General features: G+C 56.9%; 22 protein-coding genes. 7 read left to right on the top strand and 15 right to left on the bottom strand.

The window, feature by feature from the left end; translation table 11 throughout:
• Positions 1-100: 100 nt before the first annotated feature.
• On the top strand, positions 101-2422 hold the full coding sequence (gene clpA / locus Q0802_RS17475) for an ATP-dependent Clp protease ATP-binding subunit ClpA (RefSeq protein WP_298920650.1): 2322 nt from the start codon (positions 101-103) through the stop codon (positions 2420-2422).
• A gap of 127 nt (positions 2423-2549) precedes the next feature.
• On the opposite strand, the gene Q0802_RS17470 is transcribed toward clpA, so the two are convergent.
• The 3 genes from Q0802_RS17470 to Q0802_RS17460 form a co-directional block, all read right to left on the bottom strand.
• Positions 2550-4487 carry a peptidoglycan -binding protein gene (locus tag Q0802_RS17470; RefSeq protein WP_298920648.1) on the bottom strand — a complete coding sequence of 646 codons (1938 nt, stop codon included), beginning with the start codon at positions 4485-4487 and terminating at the stop codon, positions 2550-2552.
• 2 nt (positions 4488-4489) lie between these two features.
• Positions 4490-5674, bottom strand: coding sequence for a biopolymer transporter ExbB (locus tag Q0802_RS17465; protein WP_298920646.1), 1185 nt, complete (start codon positions 5672-5674; stop codon positions 4490-4492).
• Between the two features lie 75 nt (positions 5675-5749).
• Positions 5750-6280, bottom strand: a complete 531-nt coding sequence (locus Q0802_RS17460) for a gamma-glutamylcyclotransferase (protein WP_298920644.1) — start codon at positions 6278-6280, stop codon at positions 5750-5752.
• A 65-nt stretch (positions 6281-6345) separates the two neighbouring features.
• Here Q0802_RS17460 and Q0802_RS17455 point away from each other — a divergent pair, with 65 nt between their 5' ends.
• On the top strand, positions 6346-7350 hold the full coding sequence (locus tag Q0802_RS17455) for a DUF2125 domain-containing protein (protein WP_298920641.1): 1005 nt from the start codon (positions 6346-6348) through the stop codon (positions 7348-7350).
• Here Q0802_RS17455 and Q0802_RS17450 read toward each other — a convergent pair.
• From Q0802_RS17450 to Q0802_RS17425, 6 genes are all read right to left on the bottom strand, one after another.
• Positions 7347-8144: an extensin family protein gene (locus Q0802_RS17450; protein ID WP_298920639.1), complete on the bottom strand. Its 798-nt coding sequence runs from the start codon at positions 8142-8144 to the stop codon at positions 7347-7349. The genes Q0802_RS17455 and Q0802_RS17450 overlap by 4 nt on opposite strands.
• The gene (locus tag Q0802_RS17445; protein WP_298920637.1) at positions 8141-9061 is read right to left on the bottom strand and encodes a prephenate/arogenate dehydrogenase family protein; all 921 of its coding nucleotides are present in this window, start codon (positions 9059-9061) and stop codon (positions 8141-8143) included. The genes Q0802_RS17450 and Q0802_RS17445 overlap by 4 nt, the downstream gene beginning before the upstream one ends.
• Positions 9058-10143, bottom strand: a complete 1086-nt coding sequence (gene hisC, locus Q0802_RS17440) for a histidinol-phosphate transaminase (protein WP_298920635.1) — start codon at positions 10141-10143, stop codon at positions 9058-9060. The genes Q0802_RS17445 and hisC overlap by 4 nt, the downstream gene beginning before the upstream one ends.
• A 71-nt stretch (positions 10144-10214) precedes the next feature.
• Positions 10215-11633, bottom strand: coding sequence for a saccharopine dehydrogenase NADP-binding domain-containing protein (locus Q0802_RS17435; RefSeq protein ID WP_298920633.1), 1419 nt, complete (start codon positions 11631-11633; stop codon positions 10215-10217).
• A 75-nt stretch (positions 11634-11708) separates the two neighbouring features.
• On the bottom strand, positions 11709-12329 hold the full coding sequence (rpsD, locus tag Q0802_RS17430) for a 30S ribosomal protein S4 (protein WP_298920631.1): 621 nt from the start codon (positions 12327-12329) through the stop codon (positions 11709-11711).
• Positions 12330-12460: 131 nt separating this feature from the next.
• Positions 12461-13045, bottom strand: a complete 585-nt coding sequence (locus Q0802_RS17425; protein WP_298920629.1) for a DNA-3-methyladenine glycosylase I — start codon at positions 13043-13045, stop codon at positions 12461-12463.
• Positions 13046-13176: 131 nt separating this feature from the next.
• Here Q0802_RS17425 and Q0802_RS17420 point away from each other — a divergent pair, with 131 nt between their 5' ends.
• From Q0802_RS17420 to Q0802_RS17405, 4 genes are all read left to right on the top strand, one after another.
• Entirely contained in the window at positions 13177-14019 is an 843-nt protein-coding gene (locus tag Q0802_RS17420; RefSeq protein WP_298920627.1) for an EAL domain-containing protein, read from the top strand.
• A gap of 161 nt (positions 14020-14180) precedes the next feature.
• Entirely contained in the window at positions 14181-15356 is a 1176-nt protein-coding gene (locus Q0802_RS17415) for an acetyl-CoA C-acetyltransferase (protein ID WP_298920625.1), read from the top strand.
• Between the two features lie 128 nt (positions 15357-15484).
• Entirely contained in the window at positions 15485-16207 is a 723-nt protein-coding gene (gene phbB, locus Q0802_RS17410) for an acetoacetyl-CoA reductase (protein ID WP_298920623.1), read from the top strand.
• Between the two features lie 290 nt (positions 16208-16497).
• Positions 16498-17439 (top strand): transcriptional regulator GcvA, encoded by a 942-nt coding sequence (locus Q0802_RS17405; RefSeq protein WP_298920842.1) that lies wholly within the window; start codon positions 16498-16500, stop codon positions 17437-17439.
• 238 nt (positions 17440-17677) lie between these two features.
• Here Q0802_RS17405 and Q0802_RS17400 read toward each other — a convergent pair whose 3' ends face one another.
• The 3 genes from Q0802_RS17400 to Q0802_RS17390 form a co-directional block, all read right to left on the bottom strand.
• Complete coding sequence (locus Q0802_RS17400) at positions 17678-17842, bottom strand: DUF465 domain-containing protein (protein ID WP_298920621.1); 165 nt, start codon at positions 17840-17842, stop codon at positions 17678-17680.
• 111 nt (positions 17843-17953) lie between these two features.
• Positions 17954-18694 carry a methyltransferase domain-containing protein gene (locus Q0802_RS17395; protein ID WP_298920619.1) on the bottom strand — a complete coding sequence of 247 codons (741 nt, stop codon included), beginning with the start codon at positions 18692-18694 and terminating at the stop codon, positions 17954-17956.
• Positions 18691-18906 (bottom strand): DUF2007 domain-containing protein, encoded by a 216-nt coding sequence (locus tag Q0802_RS17390; protein WP_298920617.1) that lies wholly within the window; start codon positions 18904-18906, stop codon positions 18691-18693. Before Q0802_RS17390 ends, Q0802_RS17395 begins: the two co-directional genes overlap by 4 nt.
• Before the next feature lie 56 nt (positions 18907-18962).
• Here Q0802_RS17390 and Q0802_RS17385 point away from each other — a divergent pair, with 56 nt between their 5' ends.
• The gene (locus Q0802_RS17385) at positions 18963-19964 is read left to right on the top strand and encodes a polyprenyl synthetase family protein (RefSeq protein WP_298920840.1); all 1002 of its coding nucleotides are present in this window, start codon (positions 18963-18965) and stop codon (positions 19962-19964) included.
• Here Q0802_RS17385 and Q0802_RS17380 read toward each other — a convergent pair.
• The 3 genes from Q0802_RS17380 to Q0802_RS17370 all read right to left on the bottom strand — a co-directional run bounded on the left by Q0802_RS17380 (position 19957) and on the right by Q0802_RS17370 (position 24357).
• Positions 19957-20844 (bottom strand): 4-(cytidine 5'-diphospho)-2-C-methyl-D-erythritol kinase, encoded by an 888-nt coding sequence (locus Q0802_RS17380; RefSeq protein ID WP_298920615.1) that lies wholly within the window; start codon positions 20842-20844, stop codon positions 19957-19959. The genes Q0802_RS17385 and Q0802_RS17380 overlap by 8 nt on opposite strands.
• A complete protein-coding gene (locus tag Q0802_RS17375) occupies positions 20841-22535 on the bottom strand; it encodes a tetratricopeptide repeat protein (protein WP_298920838.1) in 1695 nt (564 codons plus the stop codon). Before Q0802_RS17375 ends, Q0802_RS17380 begins: the two co-directional genes overlap by 4 nt.
• 172 nt (positions 22536-22707) lie before the next feature.
• Complete coding sequence (locus tag Q0802_RS17370) at positions 22708-24357, bottom strand: electron transfer flavoprotein-ubiquinone oxidoreductase (RefSeq protein WP_298920613.1); 1650 nt, start codon at positions 24355-24357, stop codon at positions 22708-22710.
• Positions 24358-24402 lie beyond the last annotated feature (45 nt).

Raw genomic sequence — 24402 nt, 5'->3', positions numbered from 1 at the left:
GCTGCGATCAACCAAACTCTAACACTATGAGGCCATGGTTGGCTGAAGGATCTGCTTGAATCGGATCCGCCACCGACCCCGATCAGAAGGAGCGCTTATTGTGCCTTCATTTTCGACCACACTGGAACAGGCAATTCATTCTGCGCTGGCCTTGGCCAATGCACGTCGCCATGAGTTTGCAACTTTGGAGCATCTATTGCTCGCCCTTATTGATGAGCCGGACGCGACCCGGGTGATGCAAGCCTGCAGTGTCGATGTGGATGATCTGCGCGCGACACTTGTGGAATTCGTCGACGAAGATCTCAGCAATCTGGTGACGGACGTTGACGGCTCAGAAGCGGTACCCACCGCCGCCTTCCAGCGGGTCATTCAGCGCGCGGCCATTCATGTGCAATCCTCCGGGCGCACAGAGGTGACGGGCGCGAACGTGCTTGTCGCGATCTTTGCCGAAAGGGAAAGTAACGCGGCCTACTTCCTGCAGGATCAGGATATGACGCGGTATGACGCGGTTAATTTCATTGCGCATGGCGTCGCAAAAGACCCCGCTTTCGGCGAACCCCGTCCCGTGTCCGGCGCGCCAGAGAGCGAGGAGGAGACCCAAGGTGTCACCGAAGGGGAGAAAAAGGAAAGTGCGCTCGAAAAATACTGTGTGGATTTGAACGCCAAATCACGCGAGGGGGATATCGATCCGCTCATCGGGCGCGATGCGGAAGTCGAGCGATGCATTCAGGTGCTGTGCCGTCGCCGCAAAAATAACCCGCTGCTGGTTGGCGATCCCGGTGTTGGCAAAACTGCCATTGCAGAAGGGCTTGCACGCAAGATCGTTGGCGGCGAGACACCAGAGGTTTTGGAAAATACCACGATCTATTCGCTTGATATGGGCGCGCTCTTGGCGGGCACCCGCTATCGCGGTGATTTCGAAGAACGTCTAAAAGCAGTTGTCGCAGAACTGGAACAACACGAAGACGCAGTTCTGTTTATCGACGAAATTCACACGGTGATCGGTGCGGGTGCCACATCCGGCGGCGCAATGGATGCGTCAAACCTTTTGAAGCCCGCGCTCGCGGGCGGCAAACTTCGCACAATGGGCTCCACGACCTACAAGGAGTTCCGCCAGCATTTTGAAAAGGACCGTGCGCTGAGCCGCCGGTTCCAGAAAATCGATGTGAATGAACCCTCTGTCGAGGATGCGGTGAAAATCCTGCGCGGATTGAAGCCCTATTTCGAGGATCATCACTCAGTCAAGTATACGGCAGATGCGATCAAATCCTCGGTGGAGTTGGCGTCTCGCTATATCAATGACCGGAAACTCCCCGATTCAGCCATCGACGTGATCGACGAAGCGGGCGCTGCGCAACATTTGGTGGTTGCCGCCAAGCGCCGCAAAACGATTGGCACAAAGGAAATTGAGAATGTGGTTGCCAAGATTGCCCGCATTCCGCCGAAAAACGTGTCCAAGGATGACGCGGAGGTTCTGAAGGATCTCGAGGGCTCTCTGAAGCGTGTGGTCTTTGGACAGGATAAGGCGATAGAGGCACTCTCATCTGCCATCAAATTGGCGCGTGCGGGTTTGCGTGAGCCAGAAAAACCAATCGGTAACTATCTCTTTGCGGGGCCAACTGGCGTCGGGAAAACCGAAGTGGCCAAGCAACTGGCGGACACTCTGGGGGTCGAGCTGTTGCGGTTCGACATGTCCGAATACATGGAGAAACACGCCGTAAGCCGGCTGATTGGTGCACCCCCGGGATATGTCGGATTTGATCAGGGCGGTATGCTGACAGATGGCGTCGATCAGCACCCGCACTGCGTACTCTTGCTCGACGAAATGGAAAAAGCGCATCCGGATGTCTACAATATTTTGTTGCAGGTCATGGATCATGGCAAACTGACCGATCACAATGGACGTACTGTTGATTTCCGTAATGTCGTATTGATCATGACATCAAATGCCGGTGCCGCAGAACAGGCCAAGGAAGCAATCGGTTTCGGTCGTGATCGTCGCGAGGGTGAGGATACCGCCGCAATCGAACGCACCTTTACGCCGGAATTCCGCAACCGACTGGATGCCGTCATCAGCTTTGCACCGCTGCCGAAGGAAGTCATTTTGCAAGTGGTTGAAAAGTTCGTACTGCAATTGGAAGCTCAGTTGATGGATCGCAATGTAACAATCGAACTTACCAAACCTGCTGCGGAATGGTTGGCTGACAAAGGATATGATTCCAAAATGGGCGCGCGTCCCCTTGGCCGTGTCATTCAAGAGCATATCAAAAAGCCTCTTGCCGAGGATTTGCTGTTTGGCAAGCTTGCCAAGGGCGGCATTGTGAAAGTCGGCATCAAAGGCGGAGAAATTGATCTCAAGATCGATGGCCCCGACAAACCGCGACTGTCAGGCGACAAACCACCGCTGCTGACAGCGGACTAACCCGCCACAGCTTGTTACGCAATTCTCCCGCCCTGAAGAACATCAGGGCGGGTTCTTTTGCCTTACATCCAATGTCTGCGCCGTTAAGCTTTTTCGCGCTGGATGTAACTCGGCAGTGAAATACTGGCTATTTCTCGGTAAACTTAAGCTCGATCCGTCTGTTCTGAGCCCGCGCTTCTTCGTTGTCGCCTAAAGCAACTGGCTGAAACTCACCAAATCCGTTTGCGGCAAGCCGGTTGGGCGGAATACCCAAAGCGCTGACCATATATTTCACAACCGACAACGCACGCGCCTGGCTTAATTCCCAGTTATCGGCAAATTGGCCGAAACCCGATAGCGGCAAGTCATCAGTGTGCCCATCGACGCGGATGATCCAATCAATTTCCGGTGGGATATCACCCGCCACACTTGCCAAAATACGCGCAACTTTTGCCACCTCATCCTGACCGGCAAGAGAAAGCGTGGCGCTGGCGGGCTCAAACAGAACTTCGGAAGAGAACACAAACCGATCACCCTCAATGCGCACCCCCTCCTGCCGACCCAAAACATCTCTCAACCGACCGAAGAATTCTGATCTGTATTGCGCGAGATCCTTGGTCTCCTCAGTCAGCCGCGCAGCCTCTTCCGCCAGACGGGCAGCTTCCTCTTCCAGTCTCAGTCGCTCGGCTTCTTCAAGCTGGGCACGGCGCCGTTCTTCTGCGGCAACCCGCGCCAGCGCGGTATTCAGATCAGACCCCAGAGATTGAAGGCGGACCTGAGAGGCGGCATCCCGCGCCACCGCGTCGTCCAGCAATGCTTGTAAGTCGCCCAGTTGGGTTCGTAGTGCGGCCACCTGCTGGTTCAGCAACTCGGCTTGTCTTTGCGCATCTGCACTGATCGTTTCCTCCTGCGCCAGGGCGCGTTGCGCCTCGGCCAGCAGCGCTGCGCGACGCTCCGTTTCCGTCGTCGTATCCTCCGCCAAGGTTTGCGCCGCGAGCTTGGCTGCCAATGCCAATGCCAATTGCTCGCGCAACCGCTTTTGCTCTGCTTCAAGATTCTCTTGTGTGGCTTGCGCGCTTTCAATTGTTTCCTGATCGGCCAAGGCTTCGGTTTCGACAGCCCTCAGTTGCGCCGCCAACGCCCGTTCAGCCTCACGCAGAGCGCGCGCCTCTTCGGCCGTGGTTTCAACCGTTTCCGCCAGACCTTCTGCGCGCAGCAATGCGGCTGCCAATTGCGCATCAAGATCATTTTCCGCAGCCCGCGCCGCAGCCAACAATGTCAGAGTGTCCTCAGCCTCCTTGCGCTGCGCCTCCAGGGCCAACGTCATTGCCGTTAGCTCCGCATCCGCATCCGCAAGCCGGTCCCGCAGCGCTTCGGCAGCGGCGGCTTCCGCCAATCGAGCAGCTTCTTCATCACTCAACGCCTGCGCGGTCGATTCAAGCTCGGCAGACAGCGCATCAACCTGACCCTCAACCTGAGCATTGCGTGACCGCAGATCAGCGACAAGCGCAGCCAAGGCTTCGCGGCGCGCAGCCGCCAACCGCGCTGCCTCGACCTGAGCATCGATTTCCGTACGTGCCGTCGCCAAGGCAAGGTTCAGCGCTTCCTGCTCGCTTAACAATTCCACCTGGGTGCTTTCGAGCGCATCGCGCCTCTCTTCCAGTGACGCAACATCCCGAAGGGCTGAATCACGTTGTGAGATCAGGGCCGCAACCTGTGCTTCGAAACTGGTAATTTGTGTCTGGGCCTCCAGAAGCGCCGTTGTCTGAGCATCGCGGGTAGCGATCAAAGAAGCGATGCGGGCCTCCGCATCATTCAAATTCGCATCCAGCGCGCCAATGCGTTTTTCAAGATTTGAGTTGGTCTGTTGCTCCAACCCCAAGGCCTGCGCCAGCGCGGCCACCTCACCCGCCAATTGATCTAATTCCGATTCCTGCCCGGTGATCCGCTCCGTCAGAACAAATTGCACAACCATGAAAATGGTCAGAACGAACATCAGGACAAGCAGCAACCCTGTCATCGCGTCAACGAAACCCGGCCAGATCGAGGCCTGAAAGCGGGCACCGGTACGTCGTGACAAGGCCATTGTCAGTTCCCTTCGGGTTTTGACTTCATGGCAGAACGGGCGCGTCGCGGGCTCAACGCATCGGTCAACCGGGAGATATCCATGCGCAATTCTGCCATGCTCTCCTGCCGGCCCGCGGAAATCTCTTCGAGAATACGGAGCATCTGCACGTCGATTGAACGGAGCCGCATGCGGCTCTCTGCATCAATTCCATCGCCTTGGCTCTGGTTCTCCAACACTGTTATGAGACGCTCCTGCCCCGCCGCGACCCGTTCAAGCGCTGCCCCGGACGGATCAGGTCGATCCATCCGATCGGTCATACGTTCGATGGATGTCGCCAGCGCATCTAGCCGCTCCTGAACCTGACCCCGGCTGACGTCCGTCTCTATGAACATCTGCTGGAGCACTTCCATCTGCTCGGCCATATGGTCCACAACCCCTGCCAGAATGCTCTGATCGCTGGTGGCGTCGTCTCCAGACGAAAACCCCACGCGTGTGATGGAACTGAGCCACTCTTCGAGCTCACGGTAGAACCTGTTCTGTCCGTGTCCGGCAAAAAGCTCAAGCAAACCGACGATCAGTGATCCGGCCAGCCCCAACAGGGAGGAGGCAAAGGCAACGCCCATGCCGCCAAGCTGTGTTTGCAGCCCGCTCATCAGTCTGTTGAAGACCTCGACACCGCCCTCACCCTCTTCCGGAGCGAGGCTGCTGATGGTTTCCACGATCGCCGGAACTGTTGTTGCGAGCCCATAGAAGGTTCCCAGAAGGCCTAGGAAAATCAGCATGCTGACAATATAGCGCGTAATCTCGCGCGCTTCCTCGATCCTGTTCACAACGGAATCAAGGATGGAACGGGTAGAGGATGCGCTGACCTGCATGCGTGCCCCCCGCGAGCGCAGCAGGGAGGCCAGAGGGGCCAGCAATTGTGGTGCCTTGATGCTACTGTCTAGGCTGTCGGTGGCGAAGCGTTCGATCCAACGGACCGACCCAATCAGTTGGAAGACCTGATAGAAACAGGCGAACACACCGATGATGAACACAAAAATGATGAAGCCGTTGAGGTAGGGGTTGGCCTCAAAAACCGGCAGTACACGCGGTAACGCCAGAAAGCTGCCAAACCCGGACAGCGCAAGGACAATCAGCATCAGCGAAATTTGCCGCACCGGCTGCGAGAAAACCGGTCGTACCTCGTGGTCTGGCAATGCCATGCGCTCTTGCTCCTGCGCGTTATTGTTCTGCTCTTGCGGCAGCTTACACTGAAATGCGCCGCCAGCGCCAAGGATTTATGCGGTCAGGTGGCGGACCCGTTGGCTGAGCCATTCCAGATCAGGATCATGCAATCCAATCTCTGTCAGATGCGCGGCGGTGTTGTAGAGGTACTCGGTATTCGGGCCCATGCCACCCTTGGCAGTCGAAATGATTTGTGCCTGCTGTTCCAATGGCATTCCGCCACAATACTGCACATGATCCGGGTTGATCACGTAGCACAGCGCCTGCACCCTGCGCCCATCGGTTAGATCAATGTCAAGCTCACGCTCAAGATAGGCGGATGAGATCAACTCCCGTTCCCGCAGGTAGCTGAGTGTCGTGGCTTCCTGCCCCGATGCAACCGCCAGCGCCACACCTTCGCAGGCATGTGCCGGTTCCTCGTCCAGCGCCAGCACCAATCCGGGATGTTCTTCCGTGCCACGGTGGTGAATGGACCACATACAGAACGACCGCGCATAGCCGGGCAGCGTTGCTACAACCTGCTCTGCCACTTCGAAACCGGGATTCCACAGGAGGCTGCCGTATCCGAACACCCACATTGTCATCTTGCTGGTTCTCCTTGACTGCATTGCGTAAACCTCAATTCAGCGGAAAGGGAAAGGGCTGTGTAATGTGGCGTCTGATCCGGTTTGTTTTGCTCGCGGCATTGGCAGTAAGTGGTTGGTGGGCCTTCGCCACCTTTGGGGCGGTGCGAGGTATCGACCAATGGCTCGCTCAACGGCAGGTCGACGGCTGGCAGGCAGAAACCTCCGCCATTGGCTTTCAGGGATTTCCCAGCCATGTGCATCTCCTTCTGAGGAACTTGACGCTGGCCGATCCGTCAACGGGCGTTGCTTTAGACACCTCAGTTTTGGAACTCCGGGCACCTGTCTGGGCTCCTGGCGATATTCGCATTGTCCTGCCCGGTGATCCGATTTTGTTGGCAACCCCTGAAGGGCGCGCGCGTCTCTTGGTACAAAAAGGGCGCGTCGATGTTTCTTTGAAACCCAAGATCGCGATGGCGTTGGAAAAGATGAAAACATCTTCAGACGCCTGGCTTCTGGATAGCGTTGCCGGTGATTTCCTGGCGGGCGGAAAATCGCAAATGGTCTTACATCAGGATGAAGAGATACCTGAAAAATACGCCCTCAATCTGCGCGTTGACGCTTTGCGTCCGGGAGAGATTCCCCGCGCGGCCCTTTTCATCCCGCAGCATTGGCCGGTCAGTTTTGACAGTTTCAACGCCAGACTCTCGGTCACATTTGATCGGGTTTGGGACATATCAGCGTTGGAGGTTTCTCGTCCACAGCCGCGCCAGATCATCATCGACCAGGCTGAAGCGGCCTGGGGCGCGTTGCAATTGCGGTTTGCGGCGAGCCTCGATATCGACCCGGACGGAGCCGCGACCGGAACTGTCAAGGTGCAAGCCCGCAACTGGCGAACCATGCTGGTTCTGGCCGAAAATGCGGGCGTTTTGCCGCGCGCCCTGCGACCGCAGTTTGAACAAGCGCTCTCCGCCCTCGCCGGTCTTGGCGGTAACTCTGAGGCGCTGGATTTGACGCTCACACTCAACGACGGGCTGATCTCTGTCGGGTTTTTGCCGCTCGGTCCCGCGCCACGTTTCATATTGCGCTAGCGGCAATAGGTCCCGGAACGGTATCGGGCAGTGTCAAAATGGAAGTGATCACGATGATGGCTGTCGGCGTTGGGACCCAGCACCGTCCCAAACGGACCACAGGCACCACGGTGAAGCCTGCGCATGACCTGGCTGGTTTCACGCGCGGTCCATCCCTTTAATACCGTAATCGTGGACCCATCCCGCAGCTGAAAACCCGAAATATCAATCGCGCGCCCTTTTCCATGCTCTGAGATACGCGCGCCTTTTTTGTTATTCCGGGTTCGGCATGCGTAATGTGCAGCAACGCGCAGGCTCTTGAGTCCGCCCCCATTTTTTTGAAGCGCGGGTTTGGCCGTGTTGTCCACCCAGGATTTGAGTGCGCGCGCGGTGTCGCAATCCATCACTGACCGTTGGCTCAGGCTCACGCCGGATACCGAGCGGACCCGCACGGCCTGAGCCACACCGCACCCGGAAATTCTGCCCGGCTTGGGACCGAGGACCTCTCCTTGCAAATCAAGGTCACCGCAGACCGCGCCCTTGGCTCGCAGCTTTCTTTGTTTTCGTGCCAGACGCTTGACCGCACGTGTCCGCATTTTCGGGCGCAATGAGGTTTTTGGCGCAATTCCAGTTGGCAGTGCTGCCTTTGTCGCCGCCGCGCGCTCCGGTGCTTCGATTGCGCCGGACCCGTCGAGGGCAAGCGGCAACGAACCGCTTGCTGTGGACCCCGGCCGCCCAACAGGACGTTTGACCGCCTCTGGCGCAGCAACTGCGACGCCGGCCAGAAACGTGAAAAGGAACGCAAGGGTCTTCATTTGGGTTGTTTCACGCGACCGAAATCCGGTGCATCCGTATCTTGTCCTGCCTCGATGATCCCACGACGGATCGCACGGGTCCGAGTGAAATAATCATGCAGGTGATCCCCGTCGCCGGTTCGGATCGCACGCTGCAAGGCAAAAAGCTCTTCGGTGAAACGCCCCAGAATTTCCAGTGTCGCGTCCTTGTTGGTCAGAAACACGTCCCGCCACATGGTTGGATCACTCGCAGCAATCCGGGTGAAATCACGAAAACCCGCAGCGGAATATTTGATGACTTCACTGTCTGTGACGCGGCGCAGGTCGTCTGCCACGCCAACCATCGTGTAGGCAATCAAATGCGGCGCATGGCTGGTGACTGCCAGAACCAGATCATGATGGTCAGCGTCCATTTCTTCGACATTGCTGCCGAGCCCTTCCCAAAACGCGCGCAATTGCGCCAAGGCGTCCCTGTCTGATCCTTCAACAGGCACCAGCAAGCACCAACGATTGTCAAAAAGCTCGGCAAACCCTGAGTCCGGACCAGAATGCTCCGTGCCCGCCAGAGGATGGCCCGGAATGAAATGCACATTATCTGGCAAATGCACGCAGACATTTTCAATCACGTCTCGTTTGACGGAGCCCACATCGGTAACCGTCGCGCCCGGTTTCAAAAAGGGTCCAATCTCGGCGGCGACAGACGCCATCGCACCCACCGGCACACAGAGCACCACCAGATCGGCTCCTTCTACCGCCTCCGCCGCGCTTTCGCAGACCCGGTCGCAAAGTCCGATCCGGCGGGCGGTTTCGCGTGTCTCGGCGCTGCGCGCAAAGCCCGTGACTTCGCCTGCTAATGATCTCCTCTTGCTCGCCCAGAACATGGACGAGGCGATCAATCCCAATCCGATCAGCGCAACACGGTCGTAGATGGCGCTCATTCCACCCCCTTAAAGGAGGCCAATGCCTCCAGCACACGGCTGACATCTTCCGCGCGCCCTACCGTAATACGCAAGGCGTCCGGGAACCCATAGCCTTTCACCAGGCGGACCAGAATACCCGCATCCTTGAGGTGCTGATCAGCGGCAAGCGCTTCGGGCTCATTCGCAAACCGCGCCAACACGAAATTGGCCTGGCTTTCGTCACAAGCTATCCCAAGCTGGCGCAACCCGCCAGTCAGGCGCACCCGTTGCTCTGCGTTTTCCTGCAAACAGGTATCGACGAAATCGCGGTCGCGTACGGCCCCTTGCGCCCCGGCCAGTGCCACCGACGACAGGTTGAACGGCCCACGCACACGGTTCAGCACGTCGATCACATGTTGTGCCGCATAGCCCCAGCCAACCCGCAGACCACCCAGCCCGTAGAGTTTGGAAAAGGTGCGTGTCATCACCACGTTTTCGCGCGCCTCCACAAGGGTCGCACCCCCATCGTAGCCGTCAAAGAATTCCGCATAGGCACCGTCCAGCACCAGCAGGCAATTTGCGGGAACCGCATCAGCCAGCCGCGTCACTTCCCCCATGTCGAGCGCAGTCCCGGTGGGGTTGGCCGGATTGGCAAGGTAGATCAGCCGCGTTGCGGGGGTGATCTTTTCGATGAGTTTGTCGACATCCACGCGCCGGTCCGTTTCCGGCGCAACGACCGGCGTGGCCCCCGCGGACAGGGCAAATATCCGGTACATCGAAAAGCCGTGCTCCGGGTAGAGCACTTCGTCTCCTTGCCCGGCGAATGCCAGCGCGAGCAAGGTCAAAATCTCGTCCGATCCAACACCGCATATGATACGGTCCGGGTCCAGCCCATGTACATCGGCAATCGCTGACCGTAATCCCGCATGATCCGTTGTGGGATAGCGATGCAGCCCTGCGGCGGCCTCGGCAACAGCAGAGATGGCTCTTGAACTGGCGCCGAAGGGGTTTTCGTTGGAACTGAGTTTCAGCGGATCGGCCTGCCCGTCGATACTGGACGCCCCGCCCTGATAGAGAGCGATATCCATGATACCGGGTTGCGGGCATAGGGATGTGGTCATCGGGTCGTCTCCTGTCCGGCGGACCTTACCGAGGTGCCGCGCGGTCTGCCACCGTCATCTGCACGATTGCCTCAACTGGCCAGAACATTGCGGAATTGCCACGGATCGCTTTCGTCAATGTCTTCGGGGAAAAGCTCCCAGCGGTCCTGAAGCGGCGTCCAGTCGGTGTAATGCGCCTCCACCGGGCCAAGATAGGGCCGTTGCACGTCCAAACAGCGAGCGTGGTCCATTTCGTCGGTCTCGACAATCCCGGCATTCGGGTTTTCCAGCGCCCAGACTATGCCCGCCAGAACCGCGGATGTGACCTGTAAACCGGTGGCATTTTGATAGGGAGCCAGCGTCCTGGTTTCCGCATTGGACAGACGCGAGCCGTACCACAGGGCGTTTTTCTCATGCCCGTAAAGCAGCACGCCCAACTCATCGATGCCTTCAACAATCTCATCTTCTTCAAGAATGTGATGCACCGTTTGCTGACGACCGGATCCGAACATTTCATGCAGGGACAGGACCGCGTCGTCACTCGGATGATAGGCGTAGTGGCAGGTCGGGCGGAATTCCGGCGCCTCCGCCGGACCAACGGTATAATAATCCGAGATCGACACCGCTTCGTTATGGGTGACCAGAAAACCGAACTGCGGCCCGGGCGTCGGACACCAGGTGTGCACGCGCGTGATCGCGCCGGGACGCTCCAGCCAGATTGCGGACTGGCAGCCCGTATCATAGCTGTGGGCATTGTCGGGCATCCATGTCTCATGCGTGCCCCACCCCAGTTCGGCGGGTTGGAAACCTTCAGAAATGAACCCTTCGACAGACCAGGTGTTGACAAAAGTACCGCGCGGGCGCGGCGCGTGGCGGGCCTGCGTATCCCGCTCCGCAATATGAACGCCTTTGACGCCCAGTGACTGCATCAGCGCCCCCCACGCCGCCCGATTTGTCGGCGCCTCAACATCACGTCCGGTGTCTTTTGCCAGTGTCAGCAGCGCCTCTTTCACGAACCAGCTCACCATGCCCGGATTGGCCCCGCAGCAGGACACTGCCGTTGTCCCGCCCGGATTGGCGGCTTTCTCATCGCGGACCTTCTGGCGCAGCGCATAGTTTGTGCGCTCGGCATTCTCACTGGTCTCGAAATAGAAACCTTCCCAGGGTTCGACCACCGTATCAATGTAGAGCACGCCCAGTTCACGACAGAACTTCATGAGATCAAGCGAAGATGTATCAACGCTCAGGTTCACGCAGAACCCCTGGCCAGCGGCAAAATGCCCACCAAGGACCTCACGGTAATTGTCGCGCGTGATCTTGATCTGCTGGTGACGCACGCCGCGTGCGTCCAGAAAGTCACCCACGCTTTCATTGGGCTCGATGACAACCAACTGCTCCGGGTCATAGTCGAAATGCCGTTCAATCAGCGGCAACGTACCGCGCCCGATAGATCCGAACCCGATGATGACAATGGGACCGTCAATGCGGCCGTAGTTTGGATAGTTGGTCATATCGCCCCCCATAAACAAGAAAGGGCCGCGCTGGCATGATCCGGCGCGGCCCCAAAGCAATGATTGCGAGGAACCTTAGTTCTTCGCGTAGAATTCCACGACGAGGTTTGGTTCCATCATGACAGGGTATGGCACGTCGCCCAGAGCAGGTGTGCGCACGAATTTCGCCGTCATTTTGGAATGGTCCGCCTCGACGTAATCAGGCACGTCGCGCTCGGGCAATTGTGTCGCTTCGAGCAGCACAGCCAGTTGTTTGGAGCGGTCGCGCACTTCGATCACGTCGCCTTCCTGAACCCGATAGGAAGGAATGTTGACCTTCTTGCCGTTCACTTTGACATGGCCGTGATTCACGAACTGGCGCGCCGCGAAAACGGTTGCCACGAATTTCGCGCGGTAGACAACGGCGTCCAGACGACGCTCCAGCAGACCAATCAGGTTTTCACCGGTATCGCCCTTGACGCGTTCGGCTTCGGCGTAGATGCGGCGGAATTGCTTCTCGGTCAGGTCACCATAGTAGCCTTTGAGCTTCTGCTTGGCGCGCAACTGGATACCGAAATCGGAAAGTTTGCCCTTGCGGCGCTGACCGTGCTGGCCGGGGCCATATTCGCGGCGATTCACCGGGGATTTTGGACGGCCCCAGATGTTTTCGCCCATGCGGCGGTCGATTTTGTACTTGGCAGACGTGCGTTTTGTCACGGCTGATCTCCTTCTATGTGGCCCCGAGGGGCGTGAAGGGCGTTGTCCTCTGGCTTGCACCTGACAGGCTGTCCCTTGCGGGAGCCACCAACACCAATGAAGCCGCGCTTATACGCGTGTTCGGGACAGAGTCAACGGCTCTTTGTGCGCGCCAATTCTGCAACCTCGGCATGTCGATGGCAGCTCACCAAATGATCGTTAACCATCCCGACAGCCTGCATGAAGGCATAGACAATTGTGGGGCCACAGAACCGAAAGCCCTCTTTCTTGAGATCCTTTGAAATCTGCGTGGACAGCGGAGTAAATGCAGGCACTTCATCCGCAGATGCCCACCTATTTTCAAGCGGCGTGCCACCAACATAATTCCATAAAAATGTATCGAAGCCCTCGCGCGCCTCGATTTTCTGCCACACGCGCGCATTTGAAATCGTCGCCTCGATTTTTCCTCGGTGCCGAATGATCCCTTTATCGGCCAGCAAATGTGTAACCTCATCCGCTCCCCATCCGGCCACGATGTCTGGTTGGAATCCGGCAAATGCCGTCCTGAAATTCTCCCGCTTTTTCAAAATCGTGAGCCAACTCAAGCCCGCTTGAAAACCATCAAGAACCAGCTTCTCCCAGAGTGCGCGACTGTCATACTCGGGCACCCCCCAATCCGTATCGTGGTACTCCAGATAGATTTTTTCGGGCCCAGCCCATTCGCAGCGCGTTTTCATATTTCTCTTTTGTTTACCATATTTTTCAATGCATTAAAGCATATATTAAATTAGAACAAAATGAGAATATTAACCCGGGTTTAGCGTTTTAGGCTGCAAGGTGTCAAAAGCAGATCAGTTTGAGGAAGACGATGCCCGGACACAGAAAGAAAATACTGGCAGACGTACCACCCGGCGCCGAAAGCCCGCTGAGCTTTGCAGTATCGAAACGGGATCAGAACACGATCGACATGGTGGCCGAGGCGATCAAGAACAAGCAGGTGCTGCTTGCTTTCCAGCCCGTCATGCAGGCTCGCGCGCAAGGCAAAGTCGCATTTTACGAAGGGTTGATCCGCGTTTTGGATTACACTGGCCGGGTTATTCCGGCGTCTGACTTCATGGACACCATCGAAAATTCCGAACTTGGCCGTCAGTTGGATACGCTTGCCCTCGGTCTTGGTTTGCGCGCGCTAAATGACAATCCGGGCCTGCGGCTCTCCATCAATATGTCGGCACGGTCGATTGGGTACCAGCAATGGAACCGAACGTTAGACCGCTGGCTGACCCGCAATGACCTTATTGCCGAAAGGCTGATTCTCGAAATCACCGAGAGCTCCGCGATGATGGTCCCGGAACTTGTCGTTGATTTCATGGACCGTTTGCAAATCGAAGGCATCTGCTTTGCCATGGACGATTTTGGCGCAGGCTATACCGCATTGCGCTACTTCAAGGATTTTTTCTTCGATATCCTCAAGATCGACGGGCAGTTTATCCGCGGCATTGCAAACGACCCGGATAATCAGGCCATGACATCGGCCCTGGTATCTATTGCCCGCCACTTTGACATGCTCACCGTTGCGGAGTTCGTCGAGAACAAAGAAGACGCCGAAACGCTTGTAAGAATAGGCGTTGATTGCCTGCAAGGTTTCCACTTCGCCGCGGCCACGACCCGCCCTCACTGGCTACGCGACGCGGCAACTCAGAAAGCCATGTAGTCAAGAACGCGCCGATGCACGGTTGAAACTCAACTGCTCAGTTGGTTGCTGAGCACAATTGGATGCGTTATGGGTTCGCCAATGAGTGGTGGGGGATATCGGCCTTAATTTGAAGGCCAGCCCAGTTTGCCCCTGCCTAGAACTGGCAAAGGACCAATCACATGACGAATGTCGTTATCGCCTCCGCCGCACGTACTGCCGTCGGCAGTTTTGGCGGCTCGTTCGCAACCACGCCCGCTCACGATCTTGGCGCCGCCGTTTTAAAGGAAGTTGTGGCGCGTGCCGGTGTCGACGCGTCGGAAGTTTCCGAAACCATTCTGGGTCAGGTTCTGACAGCAGCCCAAGGCCAAAACCCGGCCCGGCAAGCGCATATCAACGCGGGGTTGCCTCAGGAAAGTTCTGCCTGGACCATCAACCAGGTCTGCGGGTCCGGCCTTCGGTCCGTAGCGCTGGCGGCACAGCACATTCAACTGGGCGATGCCTCGATTGTCGCGGCCGGTGGTCAAGAGAACATGACACTTTCACCCCATGCGGCCAGTCTTCGCGCCGGACATAAAATGGGCGATCTGAAATACATCGACACGATGATTCGGGACGGATTGTGGGACGCATTCAATGGCTATCACATGGGTCAAACCGCCGAAAACGTTGCTGAGAAGTGGCAGATCGGTCGCGATCAGCAAGATGAATTCGCTGTCGCTTCTCAAAACAAGGCGGAAGCCGCCCAGAAAGCCGGCAAGTTCGCCGATGAAATTATGGCCTTTACGGTGAAGGGCCGCAAAGGAGACACCATCATCGATCAGGATGAATACATTCGTCACGGTGCGACAATGGAAGCGATGCAGAAACTACGCCCTGCATTCACCAAAGACGGATCCGTAACAGCTGCAAATGCCTCCGGCCTCAATGATGGTGCGGCAGCTGCGTTGATGATGTCGGCCGACGACGCTGAAAAACGCGGGATCGAACCTCTCGCACGGATCGCGAGCTACGCGACAGTTGGCCTTGACCCTTCGATCATGGGCGCCGGCCCGATTTACGCAAGCCGCAAAGCGCTGGAAAAGGCGGGCTGGAAGGCTGAAGACCTTGATTTGGTTGAGGCGAACGAAGCCTTTGCAGCGCAGGCTTGCGCGGTCAACAAGGACATGGGCTGGAATCCGGATGTTGTAAATGTGAACGGTGGGGCCATTGCGATTGGCCATCCCATCGGCGCTTCCGGCGCGCGCATTCTCAATACACTGCTCTTCGAAATGAAGCGACGCAACGCCAAGAAAGGCCTCGCGACATTGTGCATTGGCGGTGGCATGGGTGTCGCAATGTGCCTTGAGCGCCCTTAACTAAGTGACGGGCGGCGTTTCGCACACCGCCCGACCTCCACCTCAAACCAACATTGGTTGCGTAATAAAGTTGCGCAACGACCATTAGGCGCGTAACAACATTGCCAGAAAATAAGGAGAATCCGACTATGTCCCGTGTCGCACTTGTCACCGGAGGCAGCCGAGGGATCGGCGCCGCAATTTCCAACGCCCTGAAAGACGCAGGTTATTCCGTCGCGGCAACCTACGCCGGCAACGACGAAGCCGCCGCAAAGTTCACCGACGAAACGGGAATCAAAACATATAAATGGAATGTGGCAGATTATGAGGCCAGCAAAGCGGGCCTCGCCTCTGTCGAGGCAGACCTTGGACCAATTGACGTGGTCGTCGCCAACGCGGGTATTACGCGCGATGCACCCTTCCACAAGATGACGCCAGAGCAGTGGCAGGAGGTCATCGACACCAATCTGACAGGCGTCTTCAATACGGTGCATCCGATCTGGCCCGGCATGCGCGAACGCAAATTTGGCCGTGTCATTGTGATCAGCTCAATCAATGGCCAAAAAGGTCAATTCGCACAGGTAAACTACGCCGCGACCAAAGCGGGAGACCTAGGCATTGTGAAATCTCTCGCGCAGGAAGGTGCGCGTGCAGGCATTACCGCCAATGCAATCTGTCCGGGGTATATCGCGACTGATATGGTGATGGCTGTACCGGAAAAGGTACGCGAGTCGATTATCGCCCAAATCCCAGCCGGTCGTTTGGGCGAGCCCGAAGAAATCGCAAGATGTGTCGTATTCCTGGCGTCCGATGATTCCGGGTTTGTGAATGGATCGACCATTTCTGCCAATGGTGCGCAGTTCTTCGTCTGAATTCAGTTCTGCGAAGCAACGGGCCGGTCATTGCGACCGGCCCTTTTTTTGTTTCGTAAGATCACCGCAGTGAGGCGAAAAGCCAATGCCATGCATCCCGCAAGGCCTGCGCACGCTCTTCATGAGCTTTGTGAATCGCGTCACGTGTCCCGCTTGTTGTGGTCGCTTCAAACATGCCCAGTCCCCGTCAATTACTTCAGCGTTTCTGATCTGACATGAATATGTCACTTATGTTGATGGCGTACAAACGAGACTTTACGCAGCTTCAGTTAAGTTTTACTTATGTGAATATGCATCGCAAGCTCCCCCCGCTAACCGCTTTACGTGCCTTTGATGCGGCTGCGCGCCACATGTCATTTGCGAAAGCCGCAGATGAGCTTTCTGTGACACCGGCTGCATTGAGCTTTCAGATCAAATCACTTGAGCAGCATTTGGGCGCACCACTCTTCCAACGATTGAACCGCGCAGTTGAATTGACCGAAGCGGGAGCAACGCTGGCCCCGGGAGCCGCCGAGGGTTTTCAGGTTTTGGGCCAAGCATGGCGGACCACGCAACGCCTCCAGGATACGCAAACCCTGACGGTTACCGCCGGACCTGCCTTCACCGCAAAATGGCTAGCACCCAGACTTTACGAGTTTGCACAAGCCCACCCGGAAATTGAGCTTCGTTTCTCCGCATCATTGAAGATCATGGATTTTGGACGCGACGCAATTGATGTGGCCATACGTTTCAGTCGTGAACCAGAAGAGAACCTTTACGCAGTGCCACTTGCCCACGAATGGGTTGCACCGGTCATGACACCGGCATTGGCCGAGAAGTACCCTAATGCAGAGAGCCTCAAATCCGCGCCGCTGATTTTCGACGATTCGATCAATTTCCTGAGGCCTAAATGTGACTGGCAAGCATGGTTCGCGGCTGTGGGGATAGATTTTGCGCCGACCCACGGCCCGCGCTTCAGTCAGGCGGATCATGCGGTTGATGCTGCACTTGCCGGAATGGGCGTTGTCTTGGGTCGACGTGCGCTTGTGGTCAAAGAAGTAGATGAGGGCAGATTGGTTATGCCTTACAAAGTGGCATTATCAACCGGGGCGCGCTTCCGTTTTCTCTGCCCGCAGGGCGCGGAAAACCGACCGCAGATCAGAGCGTTCAGAGATTGGATGCTCCATGAGATTGGCAAAACGACCTACATCACAGATCAACTTGTTATCAGAAATCCAGCGGATTGGTCCTGAAAACAGGACACCACACGCAATGGCAGTCCTGCATTCATGCTCTTTTGGCGTCAGTCCCCGGAAAAGGGTCTCCGACATCATCAGATATCTGCGCTCAACCGCCATTGCTTCAAGCGATCAAGCCGGTTTTAGCTTTCTGGAAAGACAACAGACATCGACCTTACGAGATCGGAAGCGGTGTCTTGCATGTCACCGGCGGGGCGCTATGCGCTGCCCGCGCCAGACTGTCTCGCGGGCTTTAACTGGAGAGCCGCGTAATCTCTTCTTTCAGGCGTAGTTTCTGCTTTTTCAGGTCGGCGATTGCAAGATCATCGGTGCCCGGCGCGCGTTGCGCCTCTTCAACGGCTTCGCTCAGGGACTGATGTTTCTTCTTCAGCTGGTCGACATGTGCAGTAACGCTCATTCATTCCTCCTGTTTGCAACGGTACGGGTTGAGTTGAGCACAACATGCGCGCCAAGTCACGCCGCATCAGCAGCATGGGCATGATACCCGTTAAAATTGTGTTAACGCCTGTCAAAAATCCAGCGCGGCACCGTCGCGCAGTATGGATTTCACCGCCGGAACATAGCTGTCGCCATCCTTTTCGTGGCGAGATCCTTCGTGGAGAATCAGCGGCGCGTGCAGCTTAAAGGCGGCACGCCCGTCCTTTTTTGCCCGCAAAATGACCAGTTCAGCCAAACGCCCCGCGCGCGGAGTCAGCGGCAACACTTCAATACTCCCCATGTGCACCGGCAGTGCCCTGAGAATGTCCGGCAATCGCTCAGCACGGTGGATCACGTGAACAAAGCCCTTTGGCCGCGCGCGTTTCGCGGCAATTTTCACCCATTTTGCGAGCGGCGTAACCTCGCCAACGGCGGTTTCGCGCCCACCGTCCTTTCCAGCACGCCGTGCGGCTTTGTCAAAATAGGGCGGATTGGTCATCACGTGATCAAATTGGCGCTCGCGCAGGTCAAGAGGCAAATCATTGATATCTGCCGGAATAACCTCCAGTTGATCGCCGCCATTGCGGCGCGCAAGATCGGCGTAATCGGGCTGCATTTCCACGCCGGTCATCAAAAGCCCCGGGACCCGGGCTCCCAGACAAAGGATTGCCGCCCCAACGCCACATCCAAGGTCCAGCACGGACTGCCCGGAACGGGCTGGAACGCTTGCCGCAAGCAGCACCGGGTCTGCCCCGGCGCGGTACCCGTGACGCGGCTGAAGAAGCTGCACCCGCCCACCAAGAAAAGCATCTCGAGTCAGGTTGTCATTCATAGCCCCAGTGGGATGTCATTATCTTCGAGAACGCGCGTTGCAGCGACATGTTGGTCTGCCCTGACCATCAGGCGACGCGGGAAAATTCCGATACCTCCTTCGAGCACGCTCATGTTTACGTCCTGCTCGAAGCAAGCTATACGCTCCCCTTGAAGAAGGGCGGTGGCAAAGGCAATGATCGTTGGGTCTGTGCTACGCAAAAGTTCCTTCATATCAAAGATGTAAAGGCAAACAGACCACCATGTCGACCCTAGCAAGCGGGAAGTTGATGCCGAAAACGGAGAATTCACAAAAACCGCATGATCGGATGGCCGCGTATCTGGCCAAAGACATGCTGGCTGTGAATGCATTGATCCGGACGCGCATGGCCTCGGAGCACGCGCCACGCATTCCCGAAGTAACTGCACATCTGGTGGAGGCAGGTGGCAAGCGGTTGCGCCCCATGCTTACATTGGCGGCAGCCCATCTTTGCGGATATGAAGGGCCGTATCATGTGAACCTTGCCGCAACGGTAGAATTCATTCACACGGCGACGCTGCTGCATGACGATGTGGTGGACGAAAGCGGCCAACGCCGCGGGCGCCCGACGGCAAACCTGCTGTGGGACAACAAGTCATCCGTTCTGGTCGGCGATTATCTCTTTTCGCGCAGCTTCCAGCTGATGGTCGAAACCGGCTCCCTGCGCGTCCTCGATATATTGTCCAACGCGTCGGCGACGATTGCCGAGGGCGAAGTGCTCCAACTCACCGCCAGCCAGGATCTCGCAACAACCGAAGCCATTTACTTGCAAGTTGTCCGAGGCAAAACCGCCGCATTGTTTTCTGCCGCCACAGAAGTCGGGGGGGTTATCGCCGATGCGCCCGGCGCCGTGGTGCAGGCGCTTTTTGATTACGGTGACGCACTGGGGATAGCGTTCCAGATCGTTGACGACCTCCTGGATTTTCAGGGAGACGCGGGCACCATCGGGAAAAATATCGGCGATGATTTCCGAGAGAGAAAACTCACGATGCCTCTAATCAAGGCGGTTGCCAAGGCGGACGAGCACGAACGCGCTTTCTGGGTGCGCACCATCGAACGCGGCAGACAAACAGATGAGGATCTGGAGACTGCTCTCGCTTTGCTGCGAAAGCACAACGCCCTGACTGAAACAGCCACGCAAGCGCGTGTTTGGGCCGCAAAAGCGAAATCTGCTTTAAAGCCGCTGCCCGATCACGAGATTAAGGACATGTTGAGCGATCTGGCAGATTACGTCGTTGAACGGATCAACTGATTTGCGGCTGGGCGCTGCCTGACTGTGTTCCCAGATGCGTCGCTTGCACCCACCATTCAGGATGCATCAGGCCAATTTCCTTGGCCGCAGCGAGCGATGCATCTGCGTTTTTAAACACCCCAAAACAGGTCGCCCCGGACCCAGACATACGCGCCATCAGACACCCCGGCTGGCTTTCCAGTGCTTGGATCACCGTCTCGATTGATGGCTCCAGTGCAATGGCGGTGGCCTGCAAATCATTGCGTTGCGCCAACAACCAGTCTGCAAATTCTGACGCACCGGCGAAGCTCGGGAGATCTACCGGCATGGGTGGATTCTTTCGCACTGGAAGGGACTGAAACACCTTTGGTGTCGAAACTGCAGCTCTCGGGTTCACAAGAACAGCGTGCAGCGACGGCATCTTCGGTAATATTGTGATCTCCTGACCAATACCGCGTATGCGCGCTGCGGCACAGCTCACGCACATCGGGATATCGGCACCAAGTTCCAGCAATTGATCAACCTTTGGGACCGCCTGGCCAGCTTGCATTGCAGCCAACCCGCGAAAGGTCGCAGCCGCATCCGCCGATCCACCACCAATTCCTGACGCAACCGGCAGGTTTTTTGTGAGCGCGATGCTCAGATCAGGCAAGCCGGGGAAGAGTTTCGCCACCCGCACGACAAGATTACTGTCCTCAGAACCCAGATGTTGTGCCTCCGGGCCCGAAACACTGAATTCCCGAGGGCCAACCGTCAGTTCGACAATATCCCCGATATCGGCAAAGGCCACCAGACTGTCGATCAGATGGTAGCCGTCAGAACGCTGACCCACCACATGCAAGGTCAAATTGATTTTGGCGGGCGCGAATATCCGAACCGATTTAGGATCGCTTTGCGTCAATCTTGAGCAACTTCCAGCGGAGCAGCCCCTTCTTCCTCAAGCACGGCATCAAGCCCGATCTCCAGCTTGCGCCGAATCCGGTCAGGCTTGGCCTCGCTCAGAGGATCATCTTCATCGACAAAAGATAACGCACGCGCCCATTGGAATTCCGCCTCGCGTTTGCGACCCACGGCCCAATAAACGTCACCAAGGTGATCATTCACAACCGGATCAACGGCCATCAGCTCCACCGCACGCTCCATATGCGGAACTGCTTCGTCGTAGCGGCCCAGACGATAAAGCGCCCAGCCGAGGGAATCGATTATGTAGCCGCTGTCCGGGCTGGCCGCGACCGCTTGCTCAATCAAACCCAGCGCCTCATCAAGCTTTTCCGTTTTTTCGACCAGAGAATAACCAAGATAGTTCAACACTTGGGGTTGTCCCGGGTTCACTTCGAGTGCGGCGCGAAAACCTGCTTCTGCCGCCTCCCAGTTTCCTTGTCGCTCGTTTGAGATGGCACGGGCATACAAAAGGAACCAGCTTGGACCGCCGCTGTCTTCGGCAAGCGCCACGGCACGATCATAGGCCACAACCGCATCAGCAAAGCGATCTTCCTGACGCAGCGCGTCACCCAAAGCCGATTGAACGGATGCCAGCTGGCCATGGGTTCGGGCCAACTGTTCCAGAACCTCAATGGCGGCTTCAGGTTTGCCCGACCGACGCATTGCCGCCGACCGCCCCAGCTCCGCCGCGTGGTAGGCCGGATGATCAGACGGTACGCCCTTGTAGACAACAATCGCCTCATCATGTTGGCCAAGTGTTTCGAAAAGCTCCGCCGTCAGAAGCAAGGCATCGACGTGCCCCGGCCGCAAGGCGCGCGCGACCTGAGCATAAAGGATCGTATATTCCGGACCTGCTTCGCTTCGCAGCGCCGCAGCCACCGAATAGAAAACTTCGGCAAATCCGTCCTGAACGCTGGCAACATGTTTGAATGGCAGGGGTTCATCGTCATTTAACGCAGCAACGATCAGGTCAATCTCCGGATCAGTCGCGCCGCTGAACATGCGCTGCAAAAGCTCCAGGGCTTCACCGTCCCGATTCAGCTGCGACAAGATCTCAACCCGGGCCAGCACACCCCGGCGGGTTTGCACCACCGAACCGGTGCCGTCGGATGCAAAAATCTGCTCGGCGCCTTCATAATCGCCAACCGATGCCAGTGCCATGGCCTTGTGATAAAGCGCAAAGCCCAGAAGACCGGGCCTCTCAGCGAGCTTGTCAAAACCAGCCAGGGCCTCGCTCACCTTGCCGACACCCATCAGACCCCAGGCACCAACCAACCCATCAACGAGCGGCCCGATGCCTTCTCCCTGCGGGATCTTGCCGGCAAGTGCCTGATAATCCTCATCCAGGATCGATTTTGCGGTCAGCACCAGTTCCGCAATCTGGCTTTGTTGACCCGACGAAACCAATGCCGTAGCGATTGGCGCGGCCCGCTCTATGCGTCCCATTGCGAGCTGGGACACAACAGCGCTTTCCATCAGCTGAACATTGCCAGGATCGCGGGCCAGCGCTTGGGTGAAGTAGGATGCAGCCTGCTCAAAATCGCTTTGCAATGCAGCGGATCGTGCTGCCAGATAGGGACCAGCAATGGATTGCGCATGCGCCGACACTGCCAATGCGGATACAACGGCAATCGCCGCAGCGGTTGTCATCAGTTTTTGGAACACGAAACGCTCGACCTCATTCGAAAAGGGCTTTTGCTTTAAGCTAGCATGTTCGGACGCAATCGCAATGGCCCCGATCGACCGATGGCGATTCTCCCCGGTCTCACCTGATCACCAAAAAGCGATCACTCAGGCGGAAAAATAGCCGCCCTTCCGCAGATCACATATTTGGATAGTTCGGGCCGTCACCCCCCTGCGGCGTCGTCCAGACAATATTCTGTGCCGGGTCCTTGATATCACAAGTTTTGCAATGGACGCAGTTTTGAAAATTAATGACAAAGCGCGTGTCCTTGCCCTCTTCTTCAACAAACTCATAAACGCCCGCCGGACAATAGCGCGCTGAAGGGCCTGCAAATTTTGGCAGATTGCTTTTGATCGGTACATCGGCGTTGGTAAGTGTCAAATGCGCGGGTTGGCTCTCTTCGTGGTTGGTGAAAGAGAAAGCCACATTGGTCAGCCTGTCAAAGGACAGCTTTCCATCTGGCTTCGGATAGTCAATTGGCGTGTGTTTTGACGCTTCTTCCGTGGCATCCGCGTCAGATTTCCCATGCCCCAACGTGCCCAGAAAGGAAAACCCAAGCGTGTTGGTCCACATATCGAGTCCACCCATGATCAGGCTGGCCGTCAGCCCATATTTGGACCACAGCGGTTTGACGTTGCGCACTTTGCGCAGGTCCTGACCGATCTTGCCGGTACGGACTTCGGCCTCGTAAGTCGCCAATTCGTCGCTGGCCCGACCGTTTGACATCGCCCCGATCGCCGCCTCGGCCGCTGCCATACCAGACAACATCGCATTGTGGTTGCCCTTGATACGGGGGACATTGACCATACCGACCGAACAGCCCAGCAGGGCAACACCCGGGGCGACCATTTTTGGCATGGACTGGAAACCGCCCTCCGAGATTGCCCTTGCGCCATAAGCCACGCGTTTTCCCCCTTTCAGCAGATCCGCAACCATCGGGTGGTGCTTGAACCGCTGGAATTCCATGTAAGGGAAAAGATGTGGATTCTTGTAATTCAGGTGGACCACGAATCCCACGTAAACTTGATTATTTTCAAGGTGATAGATAAAAGATCCGCCGCCTGCATTGCCATTCAGCGGCCAACCCATCGTGTGGGTTACGGTACCTTCACGGTGCTTGGCAGGGTCAACTTCCCAGATTTCCTTCATACCAAGGCCGAATTTTTGAGGCTCATGCCCATCGCTGAGATTGTACTTCGCAATCACCTGTTTGCTCAGACTGCCGCGCACGCCTTCAGACAGGAAAACATACTTGCCATGTAATTCCATCCCCGGCTCATAGCTGTCGCCGTGGCTGCCATCAGCATTCTTGCCAAACTCACCTGCAACAACCCCTTTGACTTCGCCGTTGCCCCCGTAAACCAGCTCGGAACAAGCCATACCGGGGAAAATCTCGACCCCCATCTCTTCTGCCTGTTCCGCCATCCAGCGGCAGACGTTACCCATGGAAACAATATAGTTGCCGTGATTGTTCATTAGCGGTGGCATCGGCGCATTCGGAATGCGCAACTGCCCAGCCTCGCCCAGCATGTAGAAATTGTCCTCGGTCACCGGCACGTTCAGCGGTGCACCTTTTGCTTTCCAGTCCGGGATCAATGCATCCAGACCCACCGGATCGAGCACCGCACCAGAGAGAATATGCGCGCCAACTTCAGAGCCTTTTTCAAGCACGACCACGTTGCAATCAGCGTCCAGTTGCTTCAACCGGATCGCCGCAGACAGACCTGCTGGACCAGCGCCAACAATGACGACATCGTATTCCATTGCTTCGCGTTCACTCTCAGACATTCCCGGCTCCCTTACAATCCTTCGGGGCACAGCACCCGCTGCGCA

The sequence above is a fragment of the uncultured Roseobacter sp. genome (assembly GCF_947495275.1).
Taxonomy (GTDB): Bacteria; Pseudomonadota; Alphaproteobacteria; order Rhodobacterales; family Rhodobacteraceae; genus Roseobacter.
The sequence above is the reverse complement of the archived record's forward strand: the minus strand, read 5'-3'. Positions and strand labels throughout refer to the sequence as shown.